The organism is Rhodococcus sp. 2H158 (genome assembly GCF_053764755.1).
In genome coordinates, this window is the sequence record NZ_JBSNCE010000018.1 from 63,994 (window position 1) to 89,103 (window position 25,110).

Genomic DNA, 25,110 nt, shown 5'->3' on the forward strand with positions numbered 1-25,110 from the left:
GAGTGGGTCAGAGGTCGAAGGCCGCGTCGCCGACGGGGACGTTCACGCAGATCTGCACCTCGGCGCCGGGCTCGTCGTCGGTCTCGCCGGTACGCACGTCGCGGGTGCCGCCGGACAGCCGGGTCACGGTGCAGGAGTGGCAGATTCCCATGCGGCAGCCGTGCTGCGGGGTGAGCCCGGCCGCCTCGGCCTGCTCGAGGGCGGTGACGCCGCTGTTCTCGGCGCGAACCCCGGACGCGGCGAAGGTGACGGTGCCGCTCGCGTCGTCGTCGCGGACGACGACGGGCGGGGTGAACTCCTCGGTGCGCAGCAGGTGCGCGGCGCCGGCGTCGCCGTAGACCTCCCGCACGCTGTCGACGAGCCCGGCCGGGCCGCAGACGTAGGCGGGTGCGCCGGCGAACCACGGGGCGACCCGCTCGAGATGACTCCGGTCGAAGTGGCCACGCAACGCACCGTCGTCCGCCCGGGTGTAGGCGAAGGCCACGTCGACGCCGGTGTGGGCGCCAGCCAGGGACTCGATCGCGTCGCGGTGCGGCACGTGCGCGGCGGTGGGCGCGTAGTGCAGGAAGGCAACGGTTCCGGAGTAGCCCTCGTCGGCGAGGGTGCGCAGCATCGACAGCACCGGAGTGATGCCGCTGCCGCCGCTGACGAGCACCAGCCGCTCCGGCCGCTCCGCCGGCAGGCAGAACTCGCCGGCGGCCGCCGCGAGGTCGACCACGTCGCCCGCGGTGGCGTGCTCGTGCAGGTGCCGCGAGACGACGCCGTCCGGTCGCACCCCGACCGTGAGCTGGATGCGCCCGTCGGCTCGATGCTGGGAACTCACCGGCGAGTAGCTGCGGCTGTGCCGCACACCGTCCACCACCACGCCGAGTTGCAGGTGCTGACCGGCCCGGAACTCCAGGGGCCGGCCCGGGCGCAGCTCGAGCGTCACCGCACCCGGGACATTTCGGTCAACGTTCGTGATCCGGGCGCGCGTGTGCTGCACGGCCAGGAGCGGATCGGCCAGTTCGAGGTACCGATCCGGGTGGTGCGGCGCGGAGAGTACGTGCAGCGCCTTGATCAGGGCTTTGCGTCCGATCGACGGCCCCGGCCCGCGTCGGGCGCGGTGAAGCAGGGTCATGGCGTCGCTCCTCTCGAGCGAGAATCCAAATTCAGTGCACAAATGTGCACTGAGCTCAGTGTGCCAGGGTCGCCCGGTGGCCTGTCAACGTTCTTGTGGCGGCCGTCACCACGGTCCCCGACCGCCGCCACGTCGTACTGCCTAGACTCGGAGCCGTGTCCGCAGCCCCCGTTCCCGAACCCGCGACGCGGGCTGCGCGCAAGGAGCGCACCCGCCAGGCCCTGCTCGACGCGGCGCTCGAACTCTCGGCCGATCGCAGCTTCGCGACGGTGAGCCTGCGTGAGGTGGCCCGCCGCGCCGGGATCGTGCCGACGGCGTTCTACCGCCACTTCGGCTCGATGGAGGAACTCGGCGTCGCTCTCGCCGCCGACACCATGCGCATGCTCCGCACGCTGCTGCGCGAGGCCCGGCGCACGCGCGGCCCGTCCTCGGCGCGGGCGTCGCTCGAGACCCTGGTGCGGCAGGTCCGCGCCCACGAACAGGCCTTCCGATTCCTGGCCCGGGAGCGCTACGGCGGCCAGCCGGCCGTCGCGCGCACCGTCACCGTCGAGTTGCGGCTGATCACGGGCGAGCTCTCCGTCGATCTCTCCCGCATGCCCGGCATGGCGGACTGGGACGTCGACGACCTGGAGATGGCGGCCGATCTGCTGGTCACCGCCATGCTCGAGGTGGTGCTCGAACTGCTCGACGTGGACCGGCCCGGCGGGCCCGCGGAGGCCGAGGTCCTCGCCCGCGCCGAAAAGCAGATGCGCCTCATCGTTCTCGGCATGGGCGCATGGAAACCTTCCCACCGCTAACGGCAACCCGTACGGTGGGCGCCATGTTCGAGACCACTCACGTCACCCTCGGAGACCTCACCTTCGACGTTCACGTCACCGGTCCCGCCGACGGCACGCCCGTCGTGCTGCTGCACGGCTTCCCGGAGACCGCCCGCAGCTGGGAGGCCGTGGCGCCGCAGCTCGCGGAGGCGGGTCTGCGAGTGCTGATGCCGGACCAACGGGGGTACTCCCCCGGTGCCCGCCCGGACGGCGTGTCGGCGTACACCATCGACCTGCTGGTCGGTGACGTGATCGGGCTGCTCGACGCGACCGGCATCGGGCAGGCCCACCTGGTGGGGCATGACTGGGGCGCCGCCGTGGCCTGGCAGGTCGCGGTGCGGCACCCCGACCGCATCAGCACCCTGACCGCGGTGTCCGTCCCGCACCTCGCGGCCTACGGCTGGGCCCTGCGCGAGGACGCCGATCAGCAGGCCCGCGCCGCCTACATCAAGCTGCTCCGGCAGGAGGGAAAGGCCGAGCACGTCCTGCTCGAGGACGACGCCCGTCGCCTGCGCGTGATGTACGGCGACCGGGTGAGCCCCGAGTCGATCGACGAGTACGTGCGCGTGCTGTCCGAGCCCGGCGCCCTGACCGCCGCGCTCAACTGGTACCGGGCGATGACCCGGGAGTTCTCCGAACTGGCACCGGTGCGGGTGCCCACCACCTACGTGTGGAGCACCGGGGATTCGGCCCTCGGCCGGGTGGGCGCGGAGCGCTGCGGCGAGTTCGTCGACGCGCCTTACGAATTCGTCGTCCTCGACGACGTCAGCCACTGGGTGCCGGAGGAGGCACCGGACGCGCTGGCGAAGGCGATCCTCGCCCGGATCGGCGACCGGCCGTAAGAGCATGTCCACAGGAGGGGCCGTGACCACCGCAGCTTGCCACCGCCGTATGCGTCGCCGGCTCGGCGCGGTCGCGGCCGCCTCCCTCACCGTGCTCGCCACGGCCTGCACCGATCCCGGGTCGCCCGCCGATTCCGAGCCCGCCCCCGGCCCCGCCTACAGCTCCTATGTGGCCCTGGGTGACTCGTTCACGGCGGGCCCGATGATCCCGCCCCAGATCGACTCGGCGTGCGCGCGTTCGGGGAGCAACTACCCCCATACGGTGGCCGAGACGCTGGGCATCGACAACTTCCGCGACGCGTCGTGCAGTTCCGCGACGACAGCGAATCTGGCAGGGCCCCAAGTGGTTTCGTCGGGAGCCGCCGTCCCTGCGCAGTACGATGCGCTCACCCCCGACACCGAGCTGGTCACCGTCGGGATCGGCGGCAACGACATCGGCCTGGTCGCCCTGGCCGGATCGTGCCTCGCGCTCGACCGCTCGTCCGGCAGGGCCGCGGCGCCGGCCGGACCCCTGTGCGCGACCGCGAACGTCCGCGACGGCCTCGACCTCGTGGACCGCGCGATCGACGACTTCGCCCCCACCTACGGCGCGATCGTGCGGGAGATCCGCAACCGCGCCCCGGACGCGCGCATCCTGCTCGTCGGCTACCCGACCGGGATCCGGGACGGCGGATGCTATCCCGATCAGCCGATCCTGCCGGACGACGCGACGTACCTGCAGGCGAAGATCGACCGGCTCAACGCGGCGATGGAACAGCAGGCCGACGCCGCGGGCGTCGACTACGTCGACCTGCGCGAGTCCACCGTCGGGCACGACGCGTGCCAGCCCTCCGCGCAGCGCTGGACCGAAGGCCTGTTCCCGTCCCAGCCGGCGGCCCCGCTACACCCCAACGCCGACGGCCACCGCAACGCCGCCGAACAGGTCCTGGTCACGATCGCGGACTAGCCGCGGGGTCGATCGCCGACCGGCACAGGGCCGAGAGCTCGTCGACCACCGCGTCGAGCGGCGCCGAGCTGCGCTGCGCCTGGGCGAGCACCAGCGCACCCTCGAGCGCGCCGACGATGAGCACCGCCAACGACCGCGCGCGTTCCGGGCCCACCCCGTCCGCGACGAGCGTGCCGGTGAGCAGGCCGCACCAGTGCTCGAACGCCTCCCCGGCGACGTCACGGGCCCCGCGCTCGGTACCCAGGGCCGCCGCGACGATCGGGCAGCCGACCGCGTAGTCGCCGGCCTCGAGACCGCGACGCCACAGGTCGGCGAGAGCCTGCAGTGCGCCGGGGGTGTCCGAGGAGTCCAGCACCCGCGCCATCCCGTCACCCAGGTGGTCGGCGGCGCTGCGGGTGGCCTCCTCGACGAGCTGCGACTTTCCGCCCGGGAAATGGTGGTAGACCGACCCACGCGGCGCGCCGCTTTGGGCGAGCACGTCGGCGAACGAGGTCGCCGCAACGCCCCGCTCGCGGATGAGCCGGATCGCGCTGCGGATCATCGCGGCGCGAGGGCCGGTGGTCGGGTCGCTTCGCCTCGCCATGTCCCTGCTCCGCTCTTGCCGTCGGTTTCTATGTATGTTGTCATACTTAGGTCCGGATCGTGCCGGAACGGACCCGTTCTTCCCGAGGAGTCGTCGTGACCGAGATCGCCGCCCCGCCCCACCCCTTCGACGCCACCGTAGCGCTCGACCCCGTGGAGGACGGTCACACGCGGGGGCGGACCAGTCCGGAGTACACGAACATGGTCGGTCCGTTCGGCGGCGTCACCGCCGCCGCCCTGTTGCGGGCCGTCCAGCAGCACCCGGACCGGCTCGGCGATCCCATCTCCGTCACCGTCAACTACGCCGGCCCGGTCGCCGACGGCGAGTTCGACATCACCGTGCGGGCGGTCCGTACCAACCGCACCAACCAGCACTGGCTGCTCGAGCTGACGCAGGACGGCGTGGTCACCACCACCGCCACCGCGGTGTTCGGCACCCGCCGCGACACCTGGTCGGACACCGAGCTCGACATGCCGGCGGTCCCGTCGGCGGATGCGGTTCCCACCCGGACCTTCCCGGACTTCATCGCGTGGGCCCGCAACTACGAGATGCGGTTCGTCGAAGGCGCGGTGCCCCAGCAGGACGCCGGCGAGCACCCCGACTCCACCACGACGCTGTGGGTGCGCGACACCCCGGCCCGCCCGCTCGACTTCCCGGCGCTGACGGCGCTGTGCGACGTGTTCTACCCGAGGGTGTTCCTACGCCGCGGCCGGTACATGCCGGCCGGGACCGTGTCGCTGACGGTGTACTTCCACGCCGACGCCGGGCAGCTCGAGGCACAGGGCGACGATTTCGTCCTGGGCACCGCGCGCACCCACCGCTTCTCGCAGGGCTACTTCGACCAGGCCGCTCAGCTGTGGGGCCGCGACGGCACGCTGCTTGCCACGACCCACCAGCTCGTCTACTTCAAGGACTGACCCTCCGGGGCCCGCACCGCGAGCAGCGCCGCCAGCCCCGCACCGAGCACGACGAGCAGGCCGGCGATCCCGGCCCGGTCCGCGTCGAACCTCCAGGCGAAGAGCCCGAACAGGGTCGGGGCCAGGAACGACACGGCGCGGCCCGACGTCGCGTAGAGCCCGAACATCTGCCCCTCCCGCCCGGCCGGGGTGATGCGCGCGAGGAAGGTGCGGGCCGACGACTGCGCGGGCCCGACGAACAGGCACAGCAGCAGACCGAAGATCCAGAACATCAGCGGCCCCGACACCACGAGCAACACGACCCCGACGGCCATCATCGCGGCGAGCGAGGCGACGATCACCGCCTTGGGGCCGACCCGGTCGTCGAAGCAGCCCGCGGCCAGCGCACCGAGGGCCGACACCACGTTCGCGGCCACGCCGAACAGCAGCACGTCGGCGGCGTCGATGCCGTACACGTTCACCGCGAGCACCGCGCCGAACGTGAACACCCCGGCCAGGCCGTCGCGGAACAGGGCCGAGGCACCGAGGTAGCCGACGGTGCGCCGATCCATCGCCCACAGCTCGCGCAGGTCGCGCAGCAGCACGCGGTAGGACTGCACGATCCCGGCCCGCTCCGCGCCGGGATCGGCACCGGTGGGCGGAACCTCCGGCACCGCCAGCAGCACCGGGACGGCGAAGACCGCGAACCACACCGCCGCGGCCACCACGACCAGGCGGATGTTGAGGCCGCCCTCGGTGCTCACGCCGAGGAAGCCGCGGGTGTCGCCGTCGCCGGCGATGAACCCGAAGTACCCCAGCAGCAACAACAGCAGCCCACCGAAATAGCCCATGGCCCAACCCAAACCGGAGACCCGGCCCATGTTCTCCTCGGTGGAGACCTGACGCAGCATCGCGTTGTAGGGCACCTGCGCGAGTTCGACGACGACCGAGGACACACCCAGCAGCACGAGACCGAGCCACAGGTAGTGGTAGTCGTCGCGCACGAACACCATCGCCGCCATCAGCGCGACACCGGTGTAGGACAGCACCGCCAGGGACCGCTTGCGCCGGCCGGCCGCGTCGTAGCGCTGGCCCGACACGGGGGCGGTGACCGCGATGAAGAACCCCGATATGCCCAGCGCCCACCCGAGCCACGTGCTCGCCGACATCGACCCCGGCAGGTCGTCGCCGACGGCGTCGGTGAGATACACGGAGAAGACGAAGGTCAGCACCACCGCGTGGTAGGCCGACGACCCGAAGTCCCACATTCCCCAGGCGAAGACCTGCCGTCGCGAGGTGGCCTCCCCGATCCCGGCGGCGTCCGTGTGCGCGCTCATGCCCGCAGCCTAGGAGATCGTCGCGTTGAGAACCGGCCTCTGGTAGTCCGCGCGATTTCCGGTCAGCTGCGAACGCAATCGCGTTCGCGGCTGACCGGGAAGTTCGCGGCCGTCACCCCCGGCGTGCACTTGATTGCATATGCACCTCGGTGCATACTCTCGGCATGGCCCTGGAACACGCGCTGCTCGCCGCACTCGACGAGCGGTCCGGCTCCGGTTACGAACTGGCCCGCCGCTTCGACAAGTCGATCGGCTTCTTTCACGGCGCGACGCACCAGCAGATCTACCGCGTGCTGCGGCGCATGGAGGACCACGGCTGGATCGCCGGCCGCACCGTGCCGCAGGACGGGCGGCCCGACAAGAAGGTCTACAGCGTCAGCGCCGCCGGCCGCACCGAGCTGGACCGTTGGATCGCCCACCCCTCCGACCCCGAGCAGCTGCGCAGCGACCTGGCCGTGAAGATCCGCGCCGCCGGGCCCGGCACCCTGCCCGCCCTCCTCGCGGAACTCACCCGCCACCGCGACGCCCACGCCGCCCGCCTCGAGGTGTACCGCACCATCGAGAAACGCGACTTCCCCGCACCCCACCGGCTCACCGGGCCCTCACTGCACCAGTACCTCGTCCTGCGCGGCGGCATCCGCGTCGAACAGGGCTTCGCCGACTGGTGCCAGGAAGTGCTCGACGCCCTCACCACCGAGGACCACTCGTGACGAACCCCTACCCCCACCTGCTCTCTCCGCTCGACCTCGGACCGTTCACGGTGCCCAACCGCGTCGTCATGGGCTCGATGCACACCGGACTCGAGGACCGCGCCAGGAACACCGGCCGCCTCGCCGCGTACTTCGCCGAGCGTGCCCGCGGCGGCGTCGGCCTCATCGTCACCGGCGGCTACGCACCCAACCGGACCGGGTGGCTGCTGCCGTTCGGCGCCAAGCTCACCAACCGGCTCGAGGCCCGGCGGCACCGGACGATCACCGATGCCGTCCACGCCGAGGGCGGTCGCATCCTGCTGCAGATCCTGCACGCCGGGCGCTACAGCTACTGGCCGCTGAGCGTGTCCGCCTCGTCGATCAAGGCGCCGATCAACCCGTTCCGGCCGCGCAGGCTCACCTCCTGGGGCGTGCGCCGGCAGATCCGCGCCTACGTCCGCTGCGCCCGCCTCGCCCAGCGGGCCGGCTACGACGGCGTCGAAATCATGGGCGGCGAAGGCTACTTCATCAACCAGTTCCTCGCCGAGCGCACCAACCGGCGCACCGACGAGTGGGGCGGCAGCCCCGAGAACCGTCGCCGGCTGCCCGTCGAGATCGTCCGCCGCACCCGCGAGGCCGTCGGCCCGGACTTCGCGATCTGCTTCCGGCTGTCCATGGCCGACCTCGTCGAAGGCGGCCAGCGCTGGGACGAGATCGTCGCCCTCGCCCAGGAGGTCGAGCGGGCGGGCGCAACACTGATCAACACCGACATCGGCTGGCACGAGTCGCGGGTGCCCACCATCGTCACGTCCGTCCCGCGCGCCGCGTTCGCGGACGTCACGGCCGAACTGGCGAAGCACGTCGCAATCCCCGTCGCCGCGTCCAACCGGATCAACATGCCCGAGACCGCCGAGGAGATCCTGACCCGCGGCGACACACAGCTGATCTCGATGGCCCGGCCGATGCTGGCCGACCCGGAGTGGGTCCGCAAGGCCACCGCCGGCGCCGCCGACGAGATCAACACCTGCATCGCCTGCAATCAGGCCTGCCTCGACCACGCCTTCGTCAACAAGCACGTCTCGTGCCTGCTCAACCCCCGCGCCGGGCGGGAGACCGAGCTGCTGCTCGCCCCCACCCGCCGCCGCAAGGCCGTCGCGGTCGTCGGCGCCGGGCCCGCCGGGCTCGCCGCGGCGGTGAACCTGGCCCGTCGCGGGCACGCCGTCACCCTGTTCGAAGCCGACGACGAGATCGGCGGCCAGTTCGGCATCGCCCGCCGCATCCCCGGCAAGGAGGAGTTCGCCGAGACCCTGCGGTACTACCGCCGCCAGCTGGAGCTGACGAAGGTGCAGGTCGAGCTCGGCACCCGCGCGACGGCCGACGACCTGATCGGTGCCTACGACGAGGTCGTCGTCGCGACCGGCGTCACCCCCCGCGTGCCCGCGATCCCCGGCATCGACCACCCGAGCGTGCTGTCGTACCCGCAGGTCGTCCGCGAGGGTGCACCCGTCGGCGCCCGCGTCGCCGTGATCGGGGCGGGCGGCATCGGCGTCGACGTCTCCGAGTTCCTCACCCACGACCACTCCCCCACCCTCGACCTGGCCGAATGGAAGCGCGAGTGGGGCGTCACCGACCCGAAGGCCGCCCCGGGAGCGCTCACCGAGCCCCGCCCGTCGCCGTCGCCGCGGGAGGTGTTCCTGCTGCAGCGCAAGCCCGGCCGGATCGGCGCGCGGCTCGGCAAGACCAGCGGATGGGTGCACCGGGCGTCGCTGCAGCACAAGAAGGTGCACGAGATCTCGGGCGTGAACTACGAGCGGATCGACGACGCCGGCCTGCACATCAGCTTCGGCGAGGACCGCCGCGACCGGAAGGTGCTCGACGTGGACAACGTGGTGATCTGCGCCGGGCAGGAACCGGTCCGTGACCTCGTCGAGCGGCTCACCGCCGCGGGCGTGACCACGCACGTCATCGGCGGTGCCGACGTCGCCGCGGAACTCGACGCCAAGCGCGCGATCGAGCAGGGCACGCGCCTCGCGGACCGCATCTGAACCGGCCGCCGCTACGCTGACCGACCATGACTCTGCCGAATCCCACCCCCGACGCCCGCGCCGTCGTGACCGGCGCCTCCTCCGGCATCGGCGAGGCCCTCGCCGCCGAGCTCGCCGCGCGCGGGCACTCGCTGATCCTGGTCGCCCGGCGCGGCGACGTGATGGAGGAGCTCGCCGCGACGCTGCGTGCGAAGCACGGCGTCACCGTCGAGGTCCGTGCCTGTGACCTGTCCGACCGCGACGCGCGGGCGAAGCTCGTCGACGAACTCGGCGAGCGCCCGATCAGCATCCTGTGCAACAACGCCGGCATCGCGACCTTCGGCCCGGTGGCCCAGCTGGATCCGGACTACGAACGGGCCCAGGTCGAGCTGAACGCCGTCGCGGTGCACGACCTGACCCTCGCGGTGCTGCCGCAGATGGTCGAGCGCCGCTCCGGGGCGATCCTGATGGTCGGTTCCGCGGCGGGCAACATGCCGATCCCCCACAACGCGACCTATGCGGCGACGAAGGCGTTCGTCAACACCTTCTCCGAGTCGCTGCGCGGGGAGCTGAAGGACAGCGGCGTGCACGTGACGCTGCTGGCGCCGGGCCCGGTGCGCACGGAGACCCCGGATCCGGCGGAGGCCTCGATCGTCGACAAGCTCGTGCCGGACTTCCTGTGGATCTCCAGCGAGCACACCGCGAAGGTGTCGCTCGACGCGCTCGCCGAGAACAAGATGCGCATCGTGCCGGGCCTGATCAGCAAGGCGATGTCCGTCGCCGGCAACTACACCCCGCGCGGCGTCGTCGCGCCCATCGTCGGCGCCTTCTACCGGAAGCTGGGCGCGTAGCCCCCGTCAGCGCCTGCGGCGGCGGCCGGTGCCGAAGATGCCGCGGCTGATCTCGCGCCCCGCGGCCGACGCCGCGGACCGCAGGAAACCCTTGACGGCCGCGCTGCCGAGGACCTGCTCGACCATGCTCTGCCCCGCGTCCCGGGGCGGTGGCGTGCCGGGCAGGTCCGGCAACGGCGGGACCTGCGACCGTGGGTCCACGTCGGGGGCACCGGCGACCTTCGCGGTAAGCCTCTCGTAGGCGGACTCGCGGTCGACCGTCTGCCCGTACTTGCCGTACAGCTCGCTCCCGCGCGCCGCGGACCGGATCGCCTCCTCCCCGACGGTGTCCAGCAACGAACGCGGCGGACGGATCCGCGTCCACGCGACAGGCGTCGGCGCGCCCTTCTCGGACAGCACCGTGACGACGGCCTCGCCGATCCCGAGGGTGGTCAGCGCCTCCTCGAGGTCGTAGAACTCCGTCTCCGGATACGTGCGGACGGTCTTGGCCAGCGCCTTCTGATCGTCCGGTGTGAATGCGCGCAGCGCGTGCTGGACCCGCGCGCCGAGCTGCGACAGCACCGAATTGGGCACGTCCGTGGGCAGCTGGGTGCAGAAGAACACTCCCACCCCCTTCGAACGGATGAGCTTGACCGTCTGCTCGATCTGCTGCAGGAACGCCTTCGAGGCGTCGGCGAAGAGCAGGTGCGCCTCGTCGAAGACGAACACGAGCTTCGGCTTGTCGAGGTCGCCCTCCTCGGGCAGCGTCTGGAACAGGTCGGCGAGCACCCACATCAGGAACGTCGAGAACAGCACCGGCCGCGCCGCGTGGGCGCCGAGCTCGAACAGGCTGATCACGCCGTTGCCACCGACGACGCGCAGCAGGTCCTCGGTCTCGAACTCCGGTTCTCCGAAGAAGGTGTCCCCGCCGCCGGCCTCGAGGTTGACGAGCGCCCGCAGGATCACGCCGGCGGTCGCCGGGGAGACCCCGCCGATACCTTTCAGCTCGGCCTTTCCCTCGTCGCTGGTCAGGTGTGTGAGGACCTGCCGCAAGTCCTTCAGGTCGAGCAGCGGCAACCCCTGGCGATCGGCCCAGTGGAAGATCAGCCCCAACGTCGATTCCTGGGTGGGGTTGAGGCCGAGGACCTTGCTCAGCAGGATCGGACCGAACGCGGTGACCGTCGCGCGGACGGGCACGCCCGGGCCTTCGGTGCCGAGCGAGAAGAACTGCACCGGGTAGGCGGTCGGTCCCCATCCGGAATCCCCGGTCTCCGCGGCGCGGGTCCGGAGCCCGTCGTTGTCCTCTCCGGGCGCCGACAGCCCCGACAGGTCACCCTTCATGTCGGCCATCACGACCGGGACCCCGGCGGCCGAGAGTTGCTCGGCGATGCCCTGCACGGTCTTGGTCTTGCCGGTGCCGGTGGCACCGGCGACCAGTCCGTGCCGGTTCATCGTGGCGAGCGGGATCCGTACCCGGGCCGACGAATCGACCACCCCGTCGTGGACGACCGCGCCGAGTTCGAGGGCGACCCCGTCGGCGGCGTATCCCGCGGCGATCTGCCGGGCCGGGCCGGCGGGTGCGACGTCCGTCGCCTCGACGGCCCGCGCGGCCGCCTCCGCCTCGCGCTGTGCCTGCTCGGCCGCCTTCAGGGCCGCTTCGGCGACGCGTGCCGCTTCCTCCGCGGCCGCGCGGGCGGCCGCCGCCTTCTCGGCCGGCGACGGTGCCGGCGGTGTCGGATCGACCGTCATGCGGTGTCCTCCTCGTCCACGTGCGGCCGCGGAATGGTCACCGTGACCTTATCGCCACGACCGGCCTGACTACTCTGTGTTTCGTGCAGGACAAACTTGTGTGGATCGATTGCGAAATGACCGGATTGCGGATCGACAGCGACAAGCTGATCGAGATCGCCGCCCTCGTCACCGACAGTGATCTCAACGTGCTCGGCGACGGGGTGGACATCGTGATCCACGCCGACGACGACGCGCTCGCCGCGATGCCGGACGTCGTCACCCAGATGCACGAGCGCTCCGGGCTCACCGAGGAGGTGCGCCGGTCCCCGGTGAGCGTCGCCGAGGCGGAGAAGATGGTGCTCGATTACATCCGGGCCCACGTCCCGGAGGCCGGCACCGCGCCGCTGGCCGGCAACTCGATCGCGACGGACCGCGGGTTCATCGCCCGCGACATGCCCGAGCTCGACGCCTACCTCCACTACCGCATGGTGGACGTCAGCTCCGTCAAGGAGCTGTGCCGGCGCTGGTACCCGCGGATCTACTTCGGGCAGCCGGCGAAGGGCCTGTCGCATCGGGCGCTCGCCGACATAAAGGAGTCGATCCGGGAGCTGCGGTACTACCGGCGGACCGCGTTCGTCGCCCCACCGGGCCCGCCGTCGGCCGAGATCGCCGCTGTCACGAAGGAGTTGGGTCCGGCCTGACCTGCGGATTCGCCGTTTTCGGCAAAGTCAGGCTAGTATCTGTACCGCAGGCGCAACCGGCCCAGGCCGATCGCGAATGCGATGGTGAGTGTAGTTCAGTTGGTAGAGCACCAGGTTGTGATCCTGGCTGTCGCGGGTTCGAGTCCCGTCACTCACCCCCACAGGGCGAGTCCCTGACCAGCAGAGATGCCGGTCAGGGACTCGCTTGTTTCGGCGCCGTGCAGCTCTGCACCAGCGCTCCGTCCCGAGATGCGGCGCTTGCCGATCCCCCGCACGTTCCGGCGACACCAGCAGCAAGGCGGTCGCGCAAACGTCGACGAGGTGGTCGGGGGCGGGAAGTCCCCGCTGGGCGGGCGACCGCCGAATCGTGCGATCGACCCGCCGTGCAACGGCGATCACCCGGTGAAGCAGTACGAGTCGCTGGACGCATCTCCGCCCTGCAGGCGCGTCTGGTGCACCCTGCGCCCGCGGAAGTCGTCGCCGTGCGGGAAGAACCCACGGTCGAGGACCAGACCACCGTCGGAGACATCGGCATCGAACTTCGCCATCCACGCCCCCACACCGTCCGGGTAGAAGACCTCGTCCCAGGCCGCATAGAGCGAGTTGGTGGCGTAGACCCGGCGCCCGTCGCGACTGATCTCCACCATCTGCGGAGCTCCCGCGATCCGGAGGTCCGGATCCGCCGGGTGCGGCTCGCGCCGCACGATCCCGCCGAGGCGCACCGATCCCGTCTCCCGCGGGTGGAACGGGTCGCCGACGTCGTACTGCTTGAGTTCTCCTGTGCCCCAGCACGAGACGTACAGCCAACGGTCGTCGACCGACAGGTCGATGTCGGAGACGAGCGGCGGTACCGCGCCGAAGGGTTTCAGCGCCGGCGGCAGATCGTCGGCGTCGGCCGGCTCCGCCGGAATGGTGATCACCTTCTCGACCGCCCACCGGTCGTCGCTCTTGTGCCACATCCACACGGAGGCCGACAGATCCTCCACGCTGATGACGACTCCCACGAACCCGAACGCCTCGGAGGGATTGTGAGCCGGGCGGAGTTCGAGAACCATCTGGTGCTCGTCGCCGAGATCGACGCGCTGGGTCAGCCTGCGCTCGGACATGCTCCAGAAGTCCAGGTGGTGCCCGAACCTGCGGCCGAGGAGGTCCTCGGCGTTCAGTCCGTTCTCGATCATCGACGGCGTGGCCCACTCGGAGGTGATCACCGTGTCGTACTTCAGGTGCCACCACACGTCGTACGCCAAGAACTGCTCGCCGTGCTCCGCCTCCCACGCTCCGACGACCTCGAACGTGTCGTGGTCGAGCAGCGCGACACCGCCCGGACCCTCGGCGCCGTCGGCGCCTCCCAGGGCGGACATGAAGATGCCGCCCGGTCCGCAATGCACCGTGTGCGGCCGCGAGTATCCGGCCTTCGCGGCGAGCTCGGCGGCCTCGATCGTGCGGGTCACCACCGGGTGCCGCGGGTCGGGTTTGGTGTCGAGGATGTACGTTCTCGACGAGCGGATGCCCGGCACCACCAGGTATCGCCGCTCGAGCGGCTGCCCGTGATGCCCGGCGTGGTGATCGCCGTGCCCCTCATGACACAGCGCGCTCGAGCAGGCGTTCCACCCGAAGTGGTGTAACTCGTTGCCCGCCGTCGGCAACTCGGCCCAGCCGACCACACCACCGTATGTCGACGAACCCGGCTCGCAATCGACCACTGCGATCGCGTCCTTCGCCCGGCCTGCCGGATCGAAGGCAGCCACATAGGCAAGCCGCTCGGGCGCGGCTGCTACGGCGTCACTCGGGCTGCGGTAGAACGTGGGATCTGTCGTCGTAGACATGAATCCTCCTCGACTCGGACCTGTCCGCCGGGCCACCATCGGTGGTCCACGGTCGGTCGATGTCACAGGTAGGCATGCCTTTCCCTGATTCTCCGCCGTCAAGGACCGCATGTCGACCTTCTACGGGGGCGAGATGCCCGGAAGGCGCCGTCCGACATGGGAAGACCCCCGGGATCGTCGATCCCGGGGGTCTGGTGCCAACCCCTACCACAGGAGGCGGACCCAGCCTGCCACACGCCGGGGCGCCACCGCGGGGCGGCCCGGCGGCGGATCAGGCGCGTGCGTTTCCGGCCTTCCACGTCGACCACGGGATGTTCCAGTCCCCGAGTCCCTCGGTGCCTTCGAGGATGCCGCCGACGGTGTTCTTCACGATCACGATGTCGCCGCGCTTGGTGTTGTCGAAGATCCACCTGGCGTTGGCCGGGCTCAGGTTGAGGCAGCCGTGGCTGACGTTGCGGGAACCCTGATCGCCGAGCGACCACGGCGCGGAGTGGAAGAAGATGCCGCTGTACGACATCCGTGTCGCCCAGTCCACCGGGGTCCGGTAGCCCTGCGGGGAGTCGACGGCGACGCCGTAGGTCGACGAGTCCATCACCAGATGCTCGAACCGGTCGCCGATCGTGTACACGCCGTTGGGGGTGGGCGTGCTGTCCTTGCCCATGGACGTGGGCATCGTCATCACGTCGACCCCGTTGCGGTTGACGGTGACCTGCTTGGTGTTGTCGTCGGCGGTGATGATCACCGCGTCGCCGACGGTGAAGGTCGAATGCACATCCGACTGCCCGAACAGACCGTCGCCGAGATCGCGGCCGTAGACCTTCACGTCCACCGTGACCGTCGTGCCCGGCGCCCAGTAGTTCTCGGGCCGCCACCGCACCTCGCGGTTGCTGAGCCAGTAGAACGCGCCCTCGACGGGCGGGTCGGTGACGACGGTGATGGCCTGCTCGACGGCGAGGCGATCAGGGATGTTCTCGTCGAACTGGATCGCGACGGGCTGGCCGATGCCGACGACCGAGCCCTCGCCCGGCATCACGTAGGGCTGGGTGAGGTTGCCGGGGGCGCTGGTGGCGAAGGAGGCGACGGTCGTGGTCGCGCCGCCGAGCCCGTACGCGACGGCCTCGAGCCGGTACTGCCGGCTGTAGCCGAGGGGCTCGGTGTTGGCCCAGGTGGCTCCGTCCGGGCCGAGCGCCCCGGCGACGGGTTCCCCGTCCGGGTTGAGCAGCGTGACGGACTCGAGCTTGCCGTTGACCACCGAGACCGTCACGGGCTCGATGGGCGAGAAGCCGACTCCCCCGTCGACGACGCTCGCCGACACCGTGGGCTTGATGAGCGCGGCGAGCGGATTCGAATCGATCGGCACCTCCTCGGCCCCGCCGGCGCTGCTCGCACCGGAGCAGGCCGTGACGAAGGTCATGACGCCGACCAACACGGTCCCGAGCACCACCGCGACGGCGCGCCGATTCCGCCGTCGGCGCGGCGCCGCACTGTTCCCAACCACTCTCCACCCTCCGATTCCGGGCCTCCCCCGGGCCGCAAAAGTGCACGTCGATGCGTGTGCGCTCGATGATGCCAGCCCCGCTCGAGGCGAAGCCGTCGCGACGTCGACGACGCGAATAACGTTCGAATACCAATCGCCGCCGGCCCCCTCGGCGTTACGTATCGCTCCCACCGAAATGCGGCATGACCTGCCGATTTGGTGCGCTACTGGAAGGTGTGTAATCTTTCCTTCGTCGCCGGGACAACGGCCCGGAGACGCACCGCCAAGCGCCATTAGCTCAATTGGCAGAGCAGCTGACTCTTAATCAGCGGGTTCGGGGTTCGAGTCCCTGATGGCGCACAAGAAAGGCCAGACCTCCATGGAGGTCTGGCCTTTTTCTTTGCCTACGCCCTTGCCACCCCACCAACCACCCCGCCTTCGACGCGGCCTCGAACACCGGCCGCGCATCCGCGGGGCCGCCCGGACTACGCCGAGTACCGGCGACGTGCCGTACTGCGGCCGAGGGAACCGTCGGACACAGCGTTTCCCTCGCGAGGCGGGCGCATCGCCGGCGTGTGCGACTCGGCTTCGACCGCCGCCAGTTCGGCGAGTCGGCGGAGGTCGCCTTCCAGTGCCGCGCGCCGGTCTCGGTGCGCCTTGACCAGCCGCCAGTAGACCCGGTCCAGGCCCGGTGCTACGTGGAGCACACGGTAGGTCTGAACGATCTTGGTGCCTCCGGGGACGGGTTCGAGGTCGATGCGCCATTCGGTACTGTCCGCCCGGCCCAGGAGACCCGTTGTCCTCCACGCCAGCGTCCGTGGCGGCTCCACAACGGTGAATACACACGACCGGCTCCACCGGAGGCCGCCGGAGCGGTTCCTGCCCCGGAACCGGATTCCCGGGGCTGCAGCTCGGCCGTTTCCGAGCAGGCGCGCTTCCCGGCATTCGTGACTCCACTCACCGACCCGGGTCACGTCGGTGATGATCTGCCACACCGCCTCCGCGGGGGCGCGACTTACGGTTTCGGTCCTGCCGTACCGCGCCAAGGTGCCCATCAGGATCGCCCCTCGAGAAGCGCAAGGTTGAGCGACGGCAGCGCGGCTGCGGGCCCGTGGCCCCACAGCAGGCTGGACTTGCGCCGGTAGGTGCGTGCGAAGCCGTGCAGCAGGATGAAGCGCGGCACGGCCGGGACCACGTGCACGATCACCTCACGGTCGTCCTCGCCGAGCCCGTCGATGACCCAGTGTGCCTCCGCGCCGAGTTCCAGGAAGCTCTTGGGCCTGACGAAATACTCCTGTTCCACGTCGCGGTACTCGGCCGTGGTGAGCGTCACGGCCACGACCGGCATCATCTCCAGCTCCTCACGCCGCAGATGGGGAAGGAGCACGTCGGTGAGCCCGGCCAGCGCTTCGAGCAGCGCTTGCCGAGCGTTCGCGTCATCGCGGTAGGCCCGCGCTGCGTCCTCCAGGATGGTGATCGCCGGTGCGATCCGCTGGTGGTCGGCGTCCATCTGGTCCAGCAGGGCGCCGGCTGCGGGGTTCTTCACCCGCATCAAGGGCCACAGCCCGACATCCTCGCCGGTGTGGTGGATGTGCAGGAAGCGCATCATCCACAACACGTGCTCCGCCAGTGCGCGTCGACGCCGAGGGGCCGGGTACGGCTCGGTGGTGAGCACGATCCGGGTGCGTTCCAGGTCACGGCGAAGTGCGCTGTGCACTATTCCCATGCTGCGTGTGTCTGCGGGTCCATGGTCGGTAGTCATGGCCCATCACCTTCCACTCTCCAGGCCCAGGAGCCGGATGATGGCTCCGGTAAGCCAGTTCTCGTACTGATCAGGGCTCCAGCCGGTGCTGCCGGTCAACAGCTCGTACACCTCCATGCTGAGCACGGCCCACAGCCCCTCGGCCTCGACTGGGCTCAGTTCGCGGCCGGCCATCATCGCACCGCCGACCCGCACGTTCAGGCGCTGGCGCCCCCGTGCCTGTTCCAGCCATGTCGCGAGGTCCGGCTCCACGACGGCTGCCGCGCGCAGGGTGCGCTGTAGGCCGACGGTTCGTCGGTTGATGCCAGTCACCAGGGCGGCTGCCGCGGCGGCCCGATCCCGAGGGGCGCCCTGCGACAGGGCGGCGAACTCCGGCCGGTCCATCAGCGCCACCCGTTCGTCGTCCCCGACAACGGCGACGTCCAGCACCTGCATGAGGAGTCCCGCCTTGGAACCGAAGTGGGCATACACCGTTTCGACCGATGTGCCCGCCGAGCGCGCGACGTCTCGGACCGCGACCGACCACCCACCCTCGGAGAACAGGGTGGTGGCGGCGTCGAGGACGGCCCGCCGGTTCTGCTCGGCCTGGCGCCGGCGAAGGGTCGAGTCGTACCGCCGCGGCTTCTGCTCCACCGAGCCCACTTCGCGCGCTTCTGCGCTCATACTCCCACGGTAGAACCGTTCCGTTTTCAATACAAGTAGCTTCAGACCAAATTTTTCGTGCACGCTGCCCGCACCGATCCGAGACCCCTCCCGCACCGGGGCGCTCGGCGTCCGTTGCCACCGGGAATGATCTCCACGACCGGACCGGACGCCGAGTATGCCGATCCGCCTTGCGATTTCGGTCCGACCACCAGCGAACCCCTCTAGCCTCGGATGCAGATCACATCGACCGTCGAAGGAGTGTCGCCATGGGTCAGCTCGAGGGCAAGGTCGCGTTCATCACCGGTGCCGCACGCGGACAGGGCCGCAGTCACGCCGTCCGGCTGGCCCAGGAGGGGGCCGACATCATCGCCGTCGACCTCTGCGCCCAGGTCGACACGGTGGGATACCCACTCGCGACGGCCGACGACCTCGCCGAGACCGTCCGGCAGGTCGAGGCGCTGGACCGGCGGATCATCGCCAGCCAGGCCGACGTCCGCGACAGCGCCGCCCTGAAGTCGGCGGTCGACGAGGGCGTCGCGCAGCTCGGCCGGCTCGACATCGTCCTCGCGAACGCCGGCATCGCCAGCTTCGCGCCGGTCGAGGACCTGACGGACGAGATGTGGGACGACATGATCGATATCAATCTCACGGGGGTGTTCAAGACGGTGCGGGCAGCCGTGCCGCACCTGAAGGCCAACGACGGCGGCGGCGCGATCGTGCTCACCAGTTCCACCGCCGGCATCAAGGGCCTGGCAAACCTTGCCCATTACGTCGCCGCCAAGCACGGAGTGGTGGGGTTGACGAAGACACTCGCCAACGAGCTCGCCCCCCACATGATCCGCGTGAACTCGGTGCATCCGACCTCGGTGAACACAGACATGATCCACAACGAGCAGACCTACTCGGTCTTCCTGCCGGACAAGAAGCCGTCGGAGATCACCCGCGAGGAAGCGGCCGAGTCGTTCAAGACCATGAACGCCCTGCCGATCGAATGGGTCGAACCGGTCGACATCAGCAACGCGATCCTGTTCCTGGTCAGCGACGCGGGTCGCTACGTCACCGGCGTGCAATTGCCGATCGACGCAGGCGCGGTGATCAAGTAGCCGTCCCGGGCCCGTCGCTGGCGCGCGTGGGGTCGCCGAGGTGCCTGCGGAAGAAGGCGGCGATGCGGGCGCGCGCGTCGCAGGTGGCCGGCTCGTCGTAGCGGGCGGCCACGACCTTGGCGATGGTCCTGTCCACGATCGACAGGTCGCCGGGGTCGTGGTCGTTCATGAAACCGTGCCCCACGTTCGGGTATCGCTCGATGTCGTGGTCGATGTTCGCGGCCGTCAGTACCGGTTCGAGCCGGTCGGGCACCTGGCGCACGCCGGGCCATCGGTCCTTCGTCCCGAAACTGCCGACGATCGGACACGCCCGCGGCAGGGCGCGCTCGACTTCCTTCGTGAGGCCGCCGTAGTTGACGCTCGCCGCGGCGAAGTCGTGGTCGGACGCGACGGCGAGGGCGAAGCCGCCGCCCATGCAGAACCCGATCACGCCGATGCGGCCCGTGCAGTCCCGCCGGTCCGCGAGCCAGTTCCGCGCGGCGTCCAGGTCGCCGCGGGGCACCCAGCCCCGGAAGAGGGAGAACAGGCAGGTGGACCGCCTGGACCCGTGGAACAGGTCCGGCGCGACGGCGAGGAAGCCCTCGCCGGCGAGCCAGTCGGCCTGCGCGCGGATGTCGCGGCTCATGCCCAGCGCGTCGTGGATCACGACGACCCCGGGCCACGGACCGGAGCCTGCGGGCGTGGCGAGGTGGGCGGGCATCGGCCCGCGCTCCGTGGGGATGGTCACGTCCGTCACGGTGTATCCCTCCTGCCGGTCAGCCCTCCACGATCACCGGGTCGCCGATCTTCACCCGGTCGAAGTACCACTGCGCGTTCTCGGTGCTCAGGTTGATGCAGCCGTGGCTCACGTTCGCGTTGCCCTGCGAGTCCACCGACCACGGCGCCGCGTGCACGAAGATGCCACCCCACGTGAGCCGCACGGCGTACTCGGTGTCGAGGCGGTAGCCCTCCGGCGAGTCGATCGGGACGCCGTAGGTGGACGAGTCCATGACGAGGTCGCGGAACTTCTCGAGAACCGAGAACGTGCCGATCGGGGTCTCGTAGCCGGGCTTGCCCATCGACGCCGGCATCGTCCGCACCACCTCGCCGTTGAGGATGACGGTGAACTGGTGCGTCGACCGGTTCGCGACGGCGACGAACTCGTCGCCGACCTGGAACTCGGTGCGCGCCCCGGCCACGGCGACGGTCACGGTGGTGTGCCCCGGCCAGAGGTGGTCGGGAACCCACTGCACGCGGCGGTCGTCGAGCCATGCGAAGCGGCCGCTCACGGGCTTCGACGTGGTGATCTCGACGGCACGTTCGGCGGCGGCGCGGTCACCGACCGGTGCGCCGAACCGGACGGTCACGGGGTGTCCCACCCCCACCACCGCGCCGTTCGCCGGCTCGAGCGCCGACGCGGGCAGCCTGGTCGGCGGGGCGCCGCCGAGGGTTCCCGCCGCGGCCGCAGCCCCCGAACCGAGAAGGGCCATGGCGGTCAGGATCGAGACGAGAAGAAGTCGTGCAACCCGCTGTGCGTTCGGCATGGCCGTCAGCCCCCTCGAAGATGGCGCGGTTGGCTCGCTACCAGTCAACCACGCCAAGATCGAACTCGGAACGGGTCCTTGGTCACTCCCCGGCGGGCACGACCACGCCGCCGGGAAACGACGAAGGGCACCGCGGTCCGGCGAGCCGGACGACGGTGCCCTTCGGATCGGCCGTCAGCGCAGCAGCTTGCGCAGCACCAGGGCGCCGATGACGACACCGACCGCCGCGAGCGCGTACTTGACGTTGGGCTGGTTCACCTTGACCATCACGGTCTGCTTGGTATGGGCCATCACGTTCTTCGGGCTGGCGCGCACACTCAATTCGTCGAGGGTGCTCGCAAGCTGGTTGCGGGCGTTCTCGATGTCCCGTTCGATGGCCTCGGTGTCCCTACCCACGTGATCCTCCAGTTGGTCGCTGCACTGTGCTGCGACCACGGTAGTGGACGCACGGGTCCGTTACCCTCTCGGAGGTGACGGAAAACAGCAGCAGGCTCGCTCCCGGCGATACGGCTCCCGAGTTCACCCTCCCCGACGCGGACGGCAACGAGGTGTCGCTGTCGGACTACCGCGGACGCAAGGTGATCGTGTACTTCTACCCCGCCGCGAGCACCCCCGGATGCACCAAGCAGGCCTGCGACTTCCGCGACAGCCTCGCCGACCTGAACGGCGCCGGGCTCGCCGTCGTGGGCATCTCCCCCGACAAGCCGGCCAAGCTCGCGAAGTTCCGGGACGCCGAGCAGCTGACGTTTCCGCTGCTGTCGGATCCGGACAAGACCACGCTCACGGCGTGGGGGGCGTTCGGCGAGAAGAAGATGTACGGCAAGACCGTCACCGGAGTGATCCGTTCGACGTTCGTCGTCGACGAGGACGGCCGGATCGAGGTTGCGCAGTACAACGTGCGCGCCACCGGGCACGTCGCGAAGCTGCGCCGCGACCTGTCGGTCTGAGCGCCGGCTCACCGCGTGAGAGAGGCGAGCACCAGCGCCTCCGCGACGGCCATGTGCTCGAGCTCGGACGGGTCGACGCTCTCGTCGGGCCCGTGGATCCGGGCGCTCGGCTCCTCCACGCCGAGCAGCGCGATCTCCGCGTCCGGCAGCACCTGCTGCAGCACCGTGCACAGCGGGATCGATCCGCCCTGCCCGACCGTGCCGACCTCGCGTCCGTAGACGGCGGCGAGCGCGCTGCGCAGCGCGGCGTATCCCGGTCCGTCGATCGCGGCCCGGAACGGTTCGCTCACGCCTTCCCGGTCGACCCGCACCCGCACGTTCCACGGGGCGTGGGCGTGCAGGTGGGCGACGAGGGCGTCCTGAGCGGTGGCCGGATCCATCCCCGGCGGGACGCGGAGGTTCAGCCGGGCCGACGCGCGGGGCACGATCGCCGCCGCCGACCCCACCACCGGCGGGGCGTCGATGCCGAGGATCGTCAGCGCGGGACGCGCCCACACGGCGTCGGCCACGGACCCGGCCGACAGCAGTGAGACCCCGTCGAGCACACCGGCGTCGGCGCGGAACACCTCCTCGGGATAGGGTTCGCCGCTCCAGATTCCGGTGGTGTCGAGCCCGTCGATCACGGTGCCGCCGGCCTCGTCGCGCAGGCTCGACAGCAGGCGCACCAGTGCGGCGAGCGCGTCGGGGGCTGCGCCGCCGAACTGGCCCGAGTGGATCTCCCCCGCCAGAGCTTCGACGTGGACGACGACGTTCGCCAGGCCGCGCAGCGACGTCGTGAGGGTCGGCCGTCCCACCTCGGCGTTGCCGCAGTCCGCGACGAGCACCAGGTCGGCGGCGAACAGGTCGGGCCGTTCGCGCGCCAGGTTCTCGAGCCCGCCGCCGCCGGTTTCCTCCGAGCCGTCGCCGACGATCCGGATCCCGACGGGAAGCGGTCCCCGCTCCCGCAGGGCGCGCAGCGCGAGCAGGTGCATCACGAGATTGCCCTTGCAGTCCGCGGCGCCGCGCCCGTACCAGCGGCCGTCGCGTTCGGTGAGCGTGAACGGCGGAGTGTGCCAGAGCGATTCGTCGCCCGGGGGCTGCACGTCGTAGTGGCTGTAGAGGAGCACGGTCGGCGCTCCCGCCGGGGCCGGCGTGTGCCCGAGCACCGCGAGCGAGCCGTCCGACGTCTCGATCAGCTCGGTGTTGTCGACGCCGACCGCGGCGAACGCGTCGCGCACCCATCGAGCGGCAGCGACGCACTCCTCGGCCGGGAACAGCCGCGGATCGGCCACCGACCGGAACGCAACCAGTTCCCCGAGGTCCCTGCGCGCCCGCGGCATCAGCCGGCGCACCCGCTCCCGCATGTCCGCGACGTCCACCGCGCCTCCCCGATCGTCGTGTCTCGTTTTCGCTACGGGTACCGCCCCTCGAGATCGAAGCATGCTCGCAGCGGCCGCGTCCGGCGTAGATTCCGCGATATCGAGGTTGCCATCGGGCGGAACGGTCCAGGAAGCGGGGCCGGACGGCCCTCGAACGGAAGGCACAGCGATGCCACCCAGCCCGCAGAGCGCGCTCACGCCGTTCTATCGGCAGGTCCAGTCCCACTACGACCTCTCGGACGAGTTCTTCACGCTGTTCCTCGACCCGTCGATGACCTACAGCTGCGCGTATTTCGAGCGGGACGACATGACGCTCGAGCAGGCCCAGGCCGCGAAGGTCGATCTGTCGCTCGGCAAATGCGACCTGCACCCGGGCATGACACTGCTCGACGTCGGATGCGGCTGGGGCTCGACGATGCTGCGCGCCGCCACGCACTACGACGTGAACACGATCGGGCTCACGCTCAGCCGCAACCAGTACGAGCACGTCCGCGACCTCGCCGCGCGGCTGCCTGGCCCCCGCACCGTGGACGTGCGGCTGCAGGGCTGGGAGGAGTTCGACGGGCGGGTGGACCGCATCGTGAGCATCGGCGCGTTCGAGCACTTCCGGAGCGAACGCTACGACCGGTTCTTCACCAAGTGCCACGACATGCTGCCCCCGGACGGCCGGATGCTGCTGCACACCATCGTGGGGCACCGCCTCGCGACACTGCGCGAGCGGGGAATCCCGGTGACCCGGGAGAACGCGCTGTTCCACATCTTCATCAAGCGCGAGATCTTCCCCGGCGGGCAGTTGCCGCAGCCGGAGACGGTGGTCGACGGCGCGGAGCGGGCGGGGTTCCGGGTCGAACGCATCCAGGCCCTGGCGCCGCACTACGTCCGCACCCTCGAACACTGGGCCGCGGCACTGTCGGCCCGCCGGGACGAGGCGGTCGCCCTGTCGTCGGAGGAGATGTACGAGCGCTTCATGAAGTACCTGAACGGTTCCGCCGAACACTTCCGCACGGGCCACATCGACGTCATGCAGTTCACTCTCGTCAAGTGAGCGCCGGCGACCGCGGCGCCACCGGCGGTGTTAGCTGAGACTCGCCCTCACAGCTAAAAGTTCGGAATTCGGACAACCTCCGGTTAGCCTGGGCGCGTGGAGTCTGCAACGAAGCGCGGCCGCACCCCACGCCGTATCGATCCGGCGCTGGAGGTCCAGGCGGCGCCCCAGGAACTGGTGCCGCGCCGTCGCCCGACGCAGGAGCGCAGCCGGCGCAAGTTCGACGCGCTGCTCGCCGCGTCCCGCGAACTGCTCACCGAGGTCGGCTTCGAGTCGTTCACCTGCGAAGAGGTGGCTGCCCGTGCCGATGTCCCCATCGGAACCCTCTACCAGTTCTTCGCCAACAAGTACGTCATCGTGTGTGAACTGAACCGGCAGGACCTGGTGGGTGTGCAGGACGAGCTCGCCAAGTTCGACGGCGTCATCCCCTCCGTGGACTGGCTGCGGTTCCTCAACGCCTTCGTCGACCATCTCGCCGGGCTGTGGATGTCGGACCCCTCGCGGCGGGAGGTGTGGCTCGCGATGCAGTCCACCCCGTCGACCCGGGCGACCGGCGCGATCCACGAGAAGGAGTTCGCCGAGCAGATCGCGCGGATGCTGGCTCCGCTCATGCCCGACACCCCGCGCGAGCGTCGCACGCTGATGGCCGAGGTGCTCGTGCACGTCGTCTACTCGATGCTGAACTTCTCCGTGCAGGACGACCAGAGCCACGCCGACGCGGTCGTCGAACTCAAGCGGCTGATGGGTGCGTATCTGATGGTGGCGGAGAAGGAGTCGCGCACCAGCGCCAAGCGGCGCAGGCGCCGTGAGGCCGCCCGGGCGGAGGAGACCGAGCGGCCGGTCCCGGAGAACGACGGCCAGGTGGAAACGCGTCAGGCGGAGGAGACGCACGCCTCCCCCGCCTGAA

The 25,110-nt window shown here is 70.4% G+C and carries 25 protein-coding genes and 2 tRNA genes; 14 read left to right on the forward strand and 13 right to left on the reverse strand.

The genetic code is table 11. The features are described 5' to 3' along the window. Nucleotides 1-7 precede the first annotated feature (7 nt). Nucleotides 8-1,120 (reverse strand): ferredoxin reductase, encoded by a 1,113-nt coding sequence (locus ACWPOB_RS18470; RefSeq protein ID WP_455401726.1) that lies wholly within the window; start codon nucleotides 1,118-1,120, stop codon nucleotides 8-10. A 95-nt stretch (nucleotides 1,121-1,215) separates the two neighbouring features. On the opposite strand from ACWPOB_RS18470, the gene ACWPOB_RS18475 reads away from it, so the two are divergent. The 3 genes from ACWPOB_RS18475 to ACWPOB_RS18485 are packed head-to-tail and all read left to right on the forward strand — an operon-like array spanning nucleotide 1,216 to nucleotide 3,726. Beyond that, nucleotides 1,216-1,917: a TetR family transcriptional regulator gene (locus tag ACWPOB_RS18475; protein ID WP_100056443.1), complete on the forward strand. Its 702-nt coding sequence runs from the start codon at nucleotides 1,216-1,218 to the stop codon at nucleotides 1,915-1,917. A gap of 23 nt (nucleotides 1,918-1,940) precedes the next feature. After that, the gene (locus tag ACWPOB_RS18480; protein WP_455401727.1) at nucleotides 1,941-2,780 is read left to right on the forward strand and encodes an alpha/beta fold hydrolase; all 840 of its coding nucleotides are present in this window, start codon (nucleotides 1,941-1,943) and stop codon (nucleotides 2,778-2,780) included. Between the two features lie 4 nt (nucleotides 2,781-2,784). Next, nucleotides 2,785-3,726: an SGNH/GDSL hydrolase family protein gene (locus tag ACWPOB_RS18485; RefSeq protein ID WP_100056444.1), complete on the forward strand. Its 942-nt coding sequence runs from the start codon at nucleotides 2,785-2,787 to the stop codon at nucleotides 3,724-3,726. Here the strand turns inward: ACWPOB_RS18485 and ACWPOB_RS18490 are convergent. Beyond that, nucleotides 3,710-4,309, reverse strand: a complete 600-nt coding sequence (locus ACWPOB_RS18490; protein WP_455401728.1) for a TetR/AcrR family transcriptional regulator — start codon at nucleotides 4,307-4,309, stop codon at nucleotides 3,710-3,712. The two genes, ACWPOB_RS18485 and ACWPOB_RS18490, sit on opposite strands and share 17 nt — an antisense overlap. 95 nt (nucleotides 4,310-4,404) lie before the next feature. Between ACWPOB_RS18490 and ACWPOB_RS18495 the strand changes: the two genes are divergently transcribed. After that, entirely contained in the window at nucleotides 4,405-5,226 is an 822-nt protein-coding gene (locus ACWPOB_RS18495; RefSeq protein ID WP_455401729.1) for an acyl-CoA thioesterase, read from the forward strand. On the opposite strand, the gene ACWPOB_RS18500 is transcribed toward ACWPOB_RS18495, so the two are convergent. Further along, entirely contained in the window at nucleotides 5,211-6,542 is a 1,332-nt protein-coding gene (locus ACWPOB_RS18500; RefSeq protein WP_455401730.1) for an MFS transporter, read from the reverse strand. The two genes, ACWPOB_RS18495 and ACWPOB_RS18500, sit on opposite strands and share 16 nt — an antisense overlap. 164 nt (nucleotides 6,543-6,706) lie before the next feature. Between ACWPOB_RS18500 and ACWPOB_RS18505 the strand changes: the two genes are divergently transcribed. From ACWPOB_RS18505 to cmrA, 3 genes are read left to right on the forward strand one after another with little or no spacing between them, the layout of a single operon-like run. Further along, the gene (locus ACWPOB_RS18505) at nucleotides 6,707-7,252 is read left to right on the forward strand and encodes a PadR family transcriptional regulator (RefSeq protein ID WP_100056447.1); all 546 of its coding nucleotides are present in this window, start codon (nucleotides 6,707-6,709) and stop codon (nucleotides 7,250-7,252) included. After that, complete coding sequence (locus ACWPOB_RS18510) at nucleotides 7,249-9,276, forward strand: FAD-dependent oxidoreductase (protein WP_455401731.1); 2,028 nt, start codon at nucleotides 7,249-7,251, stop codon at nucleotides 9,274-9,276. The genes ACWPOB_RS18505 and ACWPOB_RS18510 overlap by 4 nt, the downstream gene beginning before the upstream one ends. 26 nt (nucleotides 9,277-9,302) lie before the next feature. Then, nucleotides 9,303-10,106: a mycolate reductase gene (cmrA, locus tag ACWPOB_RS18515; RefSeq protein WP_455401732.1), complete on the forward strand. Its 804-nt coding sequence runs from the start codon at nucleotides 9,303-9,305 to the stop codon at nucleotides 10,104-10,106. A gap of 6 nt (nucleotides 10,107-10,112) precedes the next feature. Here cmrA and ACWPOB_RS18520 read toward each other — a convergent pair whose 3' ends face one another. Further along, nucleotides 10,113-11,834, reverse strand: coding sequence for a helicase HerA-like domain-containing protein (locus ACWPOB_RS18520; protein WP_455401733.1), 1,722 nt, complete (start codon nucleotides 11,832-11,834; stop codon nucleotides 10,113-10,115). An 83-nt stretch (nucleotides 11,835-11,917) separates the two neighbouring features. Between ACWPOB_RS18520 and orn the strand changes: the two genes are divergently transcribed. Together orn and ACWPOB_RS18530 are read left to right on the forward strand one after the other, a co-directional pair. After that, complete coding sequence (gene orn, locus ACWPOB_RS18525) at nucleotides 11,918-12,517, forward strand: oligoribonuclease (protein WP_100055680.1); 600 nt, start codon at nucleotides 11,918-11,920, stop codon at nucleotides 12,515-12,517. Nucleotides 12,518-12,600: 83 nt separating this feature from the next. Further along, a tRNA-His gene (locus ACWPOB_RS18530) sits at nucleotides 12,601-12,678 on the forward strand. Between the two features lie 234 nt (nucleotides 12,679-12,912). Here ACWPOB_RS18530 and ACWPOB_RS18535 read toward each other — a convergent pair. Next, on the reverse strand, nucleotides 12,913-14,343 hold the full coding sequence (locus ACWPOB_RS18535) for a selenium-binding protein SBP56-related protein (protein ID WP_455401734.1): 1,431 nt from the start codon (nucleotides 14,341-14,343) through the stop codon (nucleotides 12,913-12,915). 271 nt (nucleotides 14,344-14,614) lie between these two features. After that, nucleotides 14,615-15,757, reverse strand: coding sequence for a L,D-transpeptidase (locus ACWPOB_RS18540; RefSeq protein ID WP_050036335.1), 1,143 nt, complete (start codon nucleotides 15,755-15,757; stop codon nucleotides 14,615-14,617). 350 nt (nucleotides 15,758-16,107) lie between these two features. Here ACWPOB_RS18540 and ACWPOB_RS18545 point away from each other — a divergent pair. Next, a tRNA-Lys gene (locus ACWPOB_RS18545) sits at nucleotides 16,108-16,180 on the forward strand. Between the two features lie 125 nt (nucleotides 16,181-16,305). Here the strand turns inward: ACWPOB_RS18545 and ACWPOB_RS18550 are convergent. Genes ACWPOB_RS18550 through ACWPOB_RS18560 form a run of 3 tightly spaced genes read right to left on the reverse strand, consistent with a single transcriptional unit; the run spans nucleotide 16,306 to nucleotide 18,245 of the window. Beyond that, on the reverse strand, nucleotides 16,306-16,875 hold the full coding sequence (locus tag ACWPOB_RS18550) for an SRPBCC family protein (protein WP_455401735.1): 570 nt from the start codon (nucleotides 16,873-16,875) through the stop codon (nucleotides 16,306-16,308). After that, nucleotides 16,875-17,582 carry a hemerythrin domain-containing protein gene (locus tag ACWPOB_RS18555; protein WP_455401736.1) on the reverse strand — a complete coding sequence of 236 codons (708 nt, stop codon included), beginning with the start codon at nucleotides 17,580-17,582 and terminating at the stop codon, nucleotides 16,875-16,877. Before ACWPOB_RS18555 ends, ACWPOB_RS18550 begins: the two co-directional genes overlap by 1 nt. Before the next feature lie 6 nt (nucleotides 17,583-17,588). Then, the gene (locus tag ACWPOB_RS18560) at nucleotides 17,589-18,245 is read right to left on the reverse strand and encodes a TetR/AcrR family transcriptional regulator (RefSeq protein ID WP_455401737.1); all 657 of its coding nucleotides are present in this window, start codon (nucleotides 18,243-18,245) and stop codon (nucleotides 17,589-17,591) included. Nucleotides 18,246-18,493: 248 nt separating this feature from the next. Between ACWPOB_RS18560 and ACWPOB_RS18565 the strand changes: the two genes are divergently transcribed. Then, nucleotides 18,494-19,330 (forward strand): mycofactocin-coupled SDR family oxidoreductase, encoded by an 837-nt coding sequence (locus ACWPOB_RS18565; protein ID WP_455401738.1) that lies wholly within the window; start codon nucleotides 18,494-18,496, stop codon nucleotides 19,328-19,330. Here ACWPOB_RS18565 and ACWPOB_RS18570 read toward each other — a convergent pair. From ACWPOB_RS18570 to ACWPOB_RS18580, 3 genes are all read right to left on the reverse strand, one after another. After that, nucleotides 19,323-20,057, reverse strand: a complete 735-nt coding sequence (locus ACWPOB_RS18570; protein ID WP_455401739.1) for a dienelactone hydrolase family protein — start codon at nucleotides 20,055-20,057, stop codon at nucleotides 19,323-19,325. The two genes, ACWPOB_RS18565 and ACWPOB_RS18570, sit on opposite strands and share 8 nt — an antisense overlap. Before the next feature lie 28 nt (nucleotides 20,058-20,085). Further along, entirely contained in the window at nucleotides 20,086-20,853 is a 768-nt protein-coding gene (locus tag ACWPOB_RS18575; RefSeq protein ID WP_455401740.1) for a L,D-transpeptidase, read from the reverse strand. Between the two features lie 174 nt (nucleotides 20,854-21,027). Beyond that, nucleotides 21,028-21,249 (reverse strand): DUF3618 domain-containing protein, encoded by a 222-nt coding sequence (locus ACWPOB_RS18580; RefSeq protein WP_455401741.1) that lies wholly within the window; start codon nucleotides 21,247-21,249, stop codon nucleotides 21,028-21,030. 74 nt (nucleotides 21,250-21,323) lie between these two features. Here ACWPOB_RS18580 and bcp point away from each other — a divergent pair, with 74 nt between their 5' ends. Then, nucleotides 21,324-21,800, forward strand: a complete 477-nt coding sequence (gene bcp / locus ACWPOB_RS18585; RefSeq protein WP_006937563.1) for a thioredoxin-dependent thiol peroxidase — start codon at nucleotides 21,324-21,326, stop codon at nucleotides 21,798-21,800. A gap of 8 nt (nucleotides 21,801-21,808) precedes the next feature. Here bcp and ACWPOB_RS18590 read toward each other — a convergent pair whose 3' ends face one another. Continuing rightward, nucleotides 21,809-23,143 carry a M20/M25/M40 family metallo-hydrolase gene (locus ACWPOB_RS18590; protein WP_455401753.1) on the reverse strand — a complete coding sequence of 445 codons (1,335 nt, stop codon included), beginning with the start codon at nucleotides 23,141-23,143 and terminating at the stop codon, nucleotides 21,809-21,811. Between the two features lie 184 nt (nucleotides 23,144-23,327). Between ACWPOB_RS18590 and ACWPOB_RS18595 the strand changes: the two genes are divergently transcribed. Together ACWPOB_RS18595 and ACWPOB_RS18600 are read left to right on the forward strand one after the other, a co-directional pair. Beyond that, nucleotides 23,328-24,203 (forward strand): cyclopropane mycolic acid synthase family methyltransferase, encoded by an 876-nt coding sequence (locus tag ACWPOB_RS18595; protein ID WP_165037169.1) that lies wholly within the window; start codon nucleotides 23,328-23,330, stop codon nucleotides 24,201-24,203. Between the two features lie 135 nt (nucleotides 24,204-24,338). Then, the gene (locus ACWPOB_RS18600) at nucleotides 24,339-25,109 is read left to right on the forward strand and encodes a TetR/AcrR family transcriptional regulator (RefSeq protein WP_455401754.1); all 771 of its coding nucleotides are present in this window, start codon (nucleotides 24,339-24,341) and stop codon (nucleotides 25,107-25,109) included. Nucleotide 25,110: the final 1 nt, after the last annotated feature.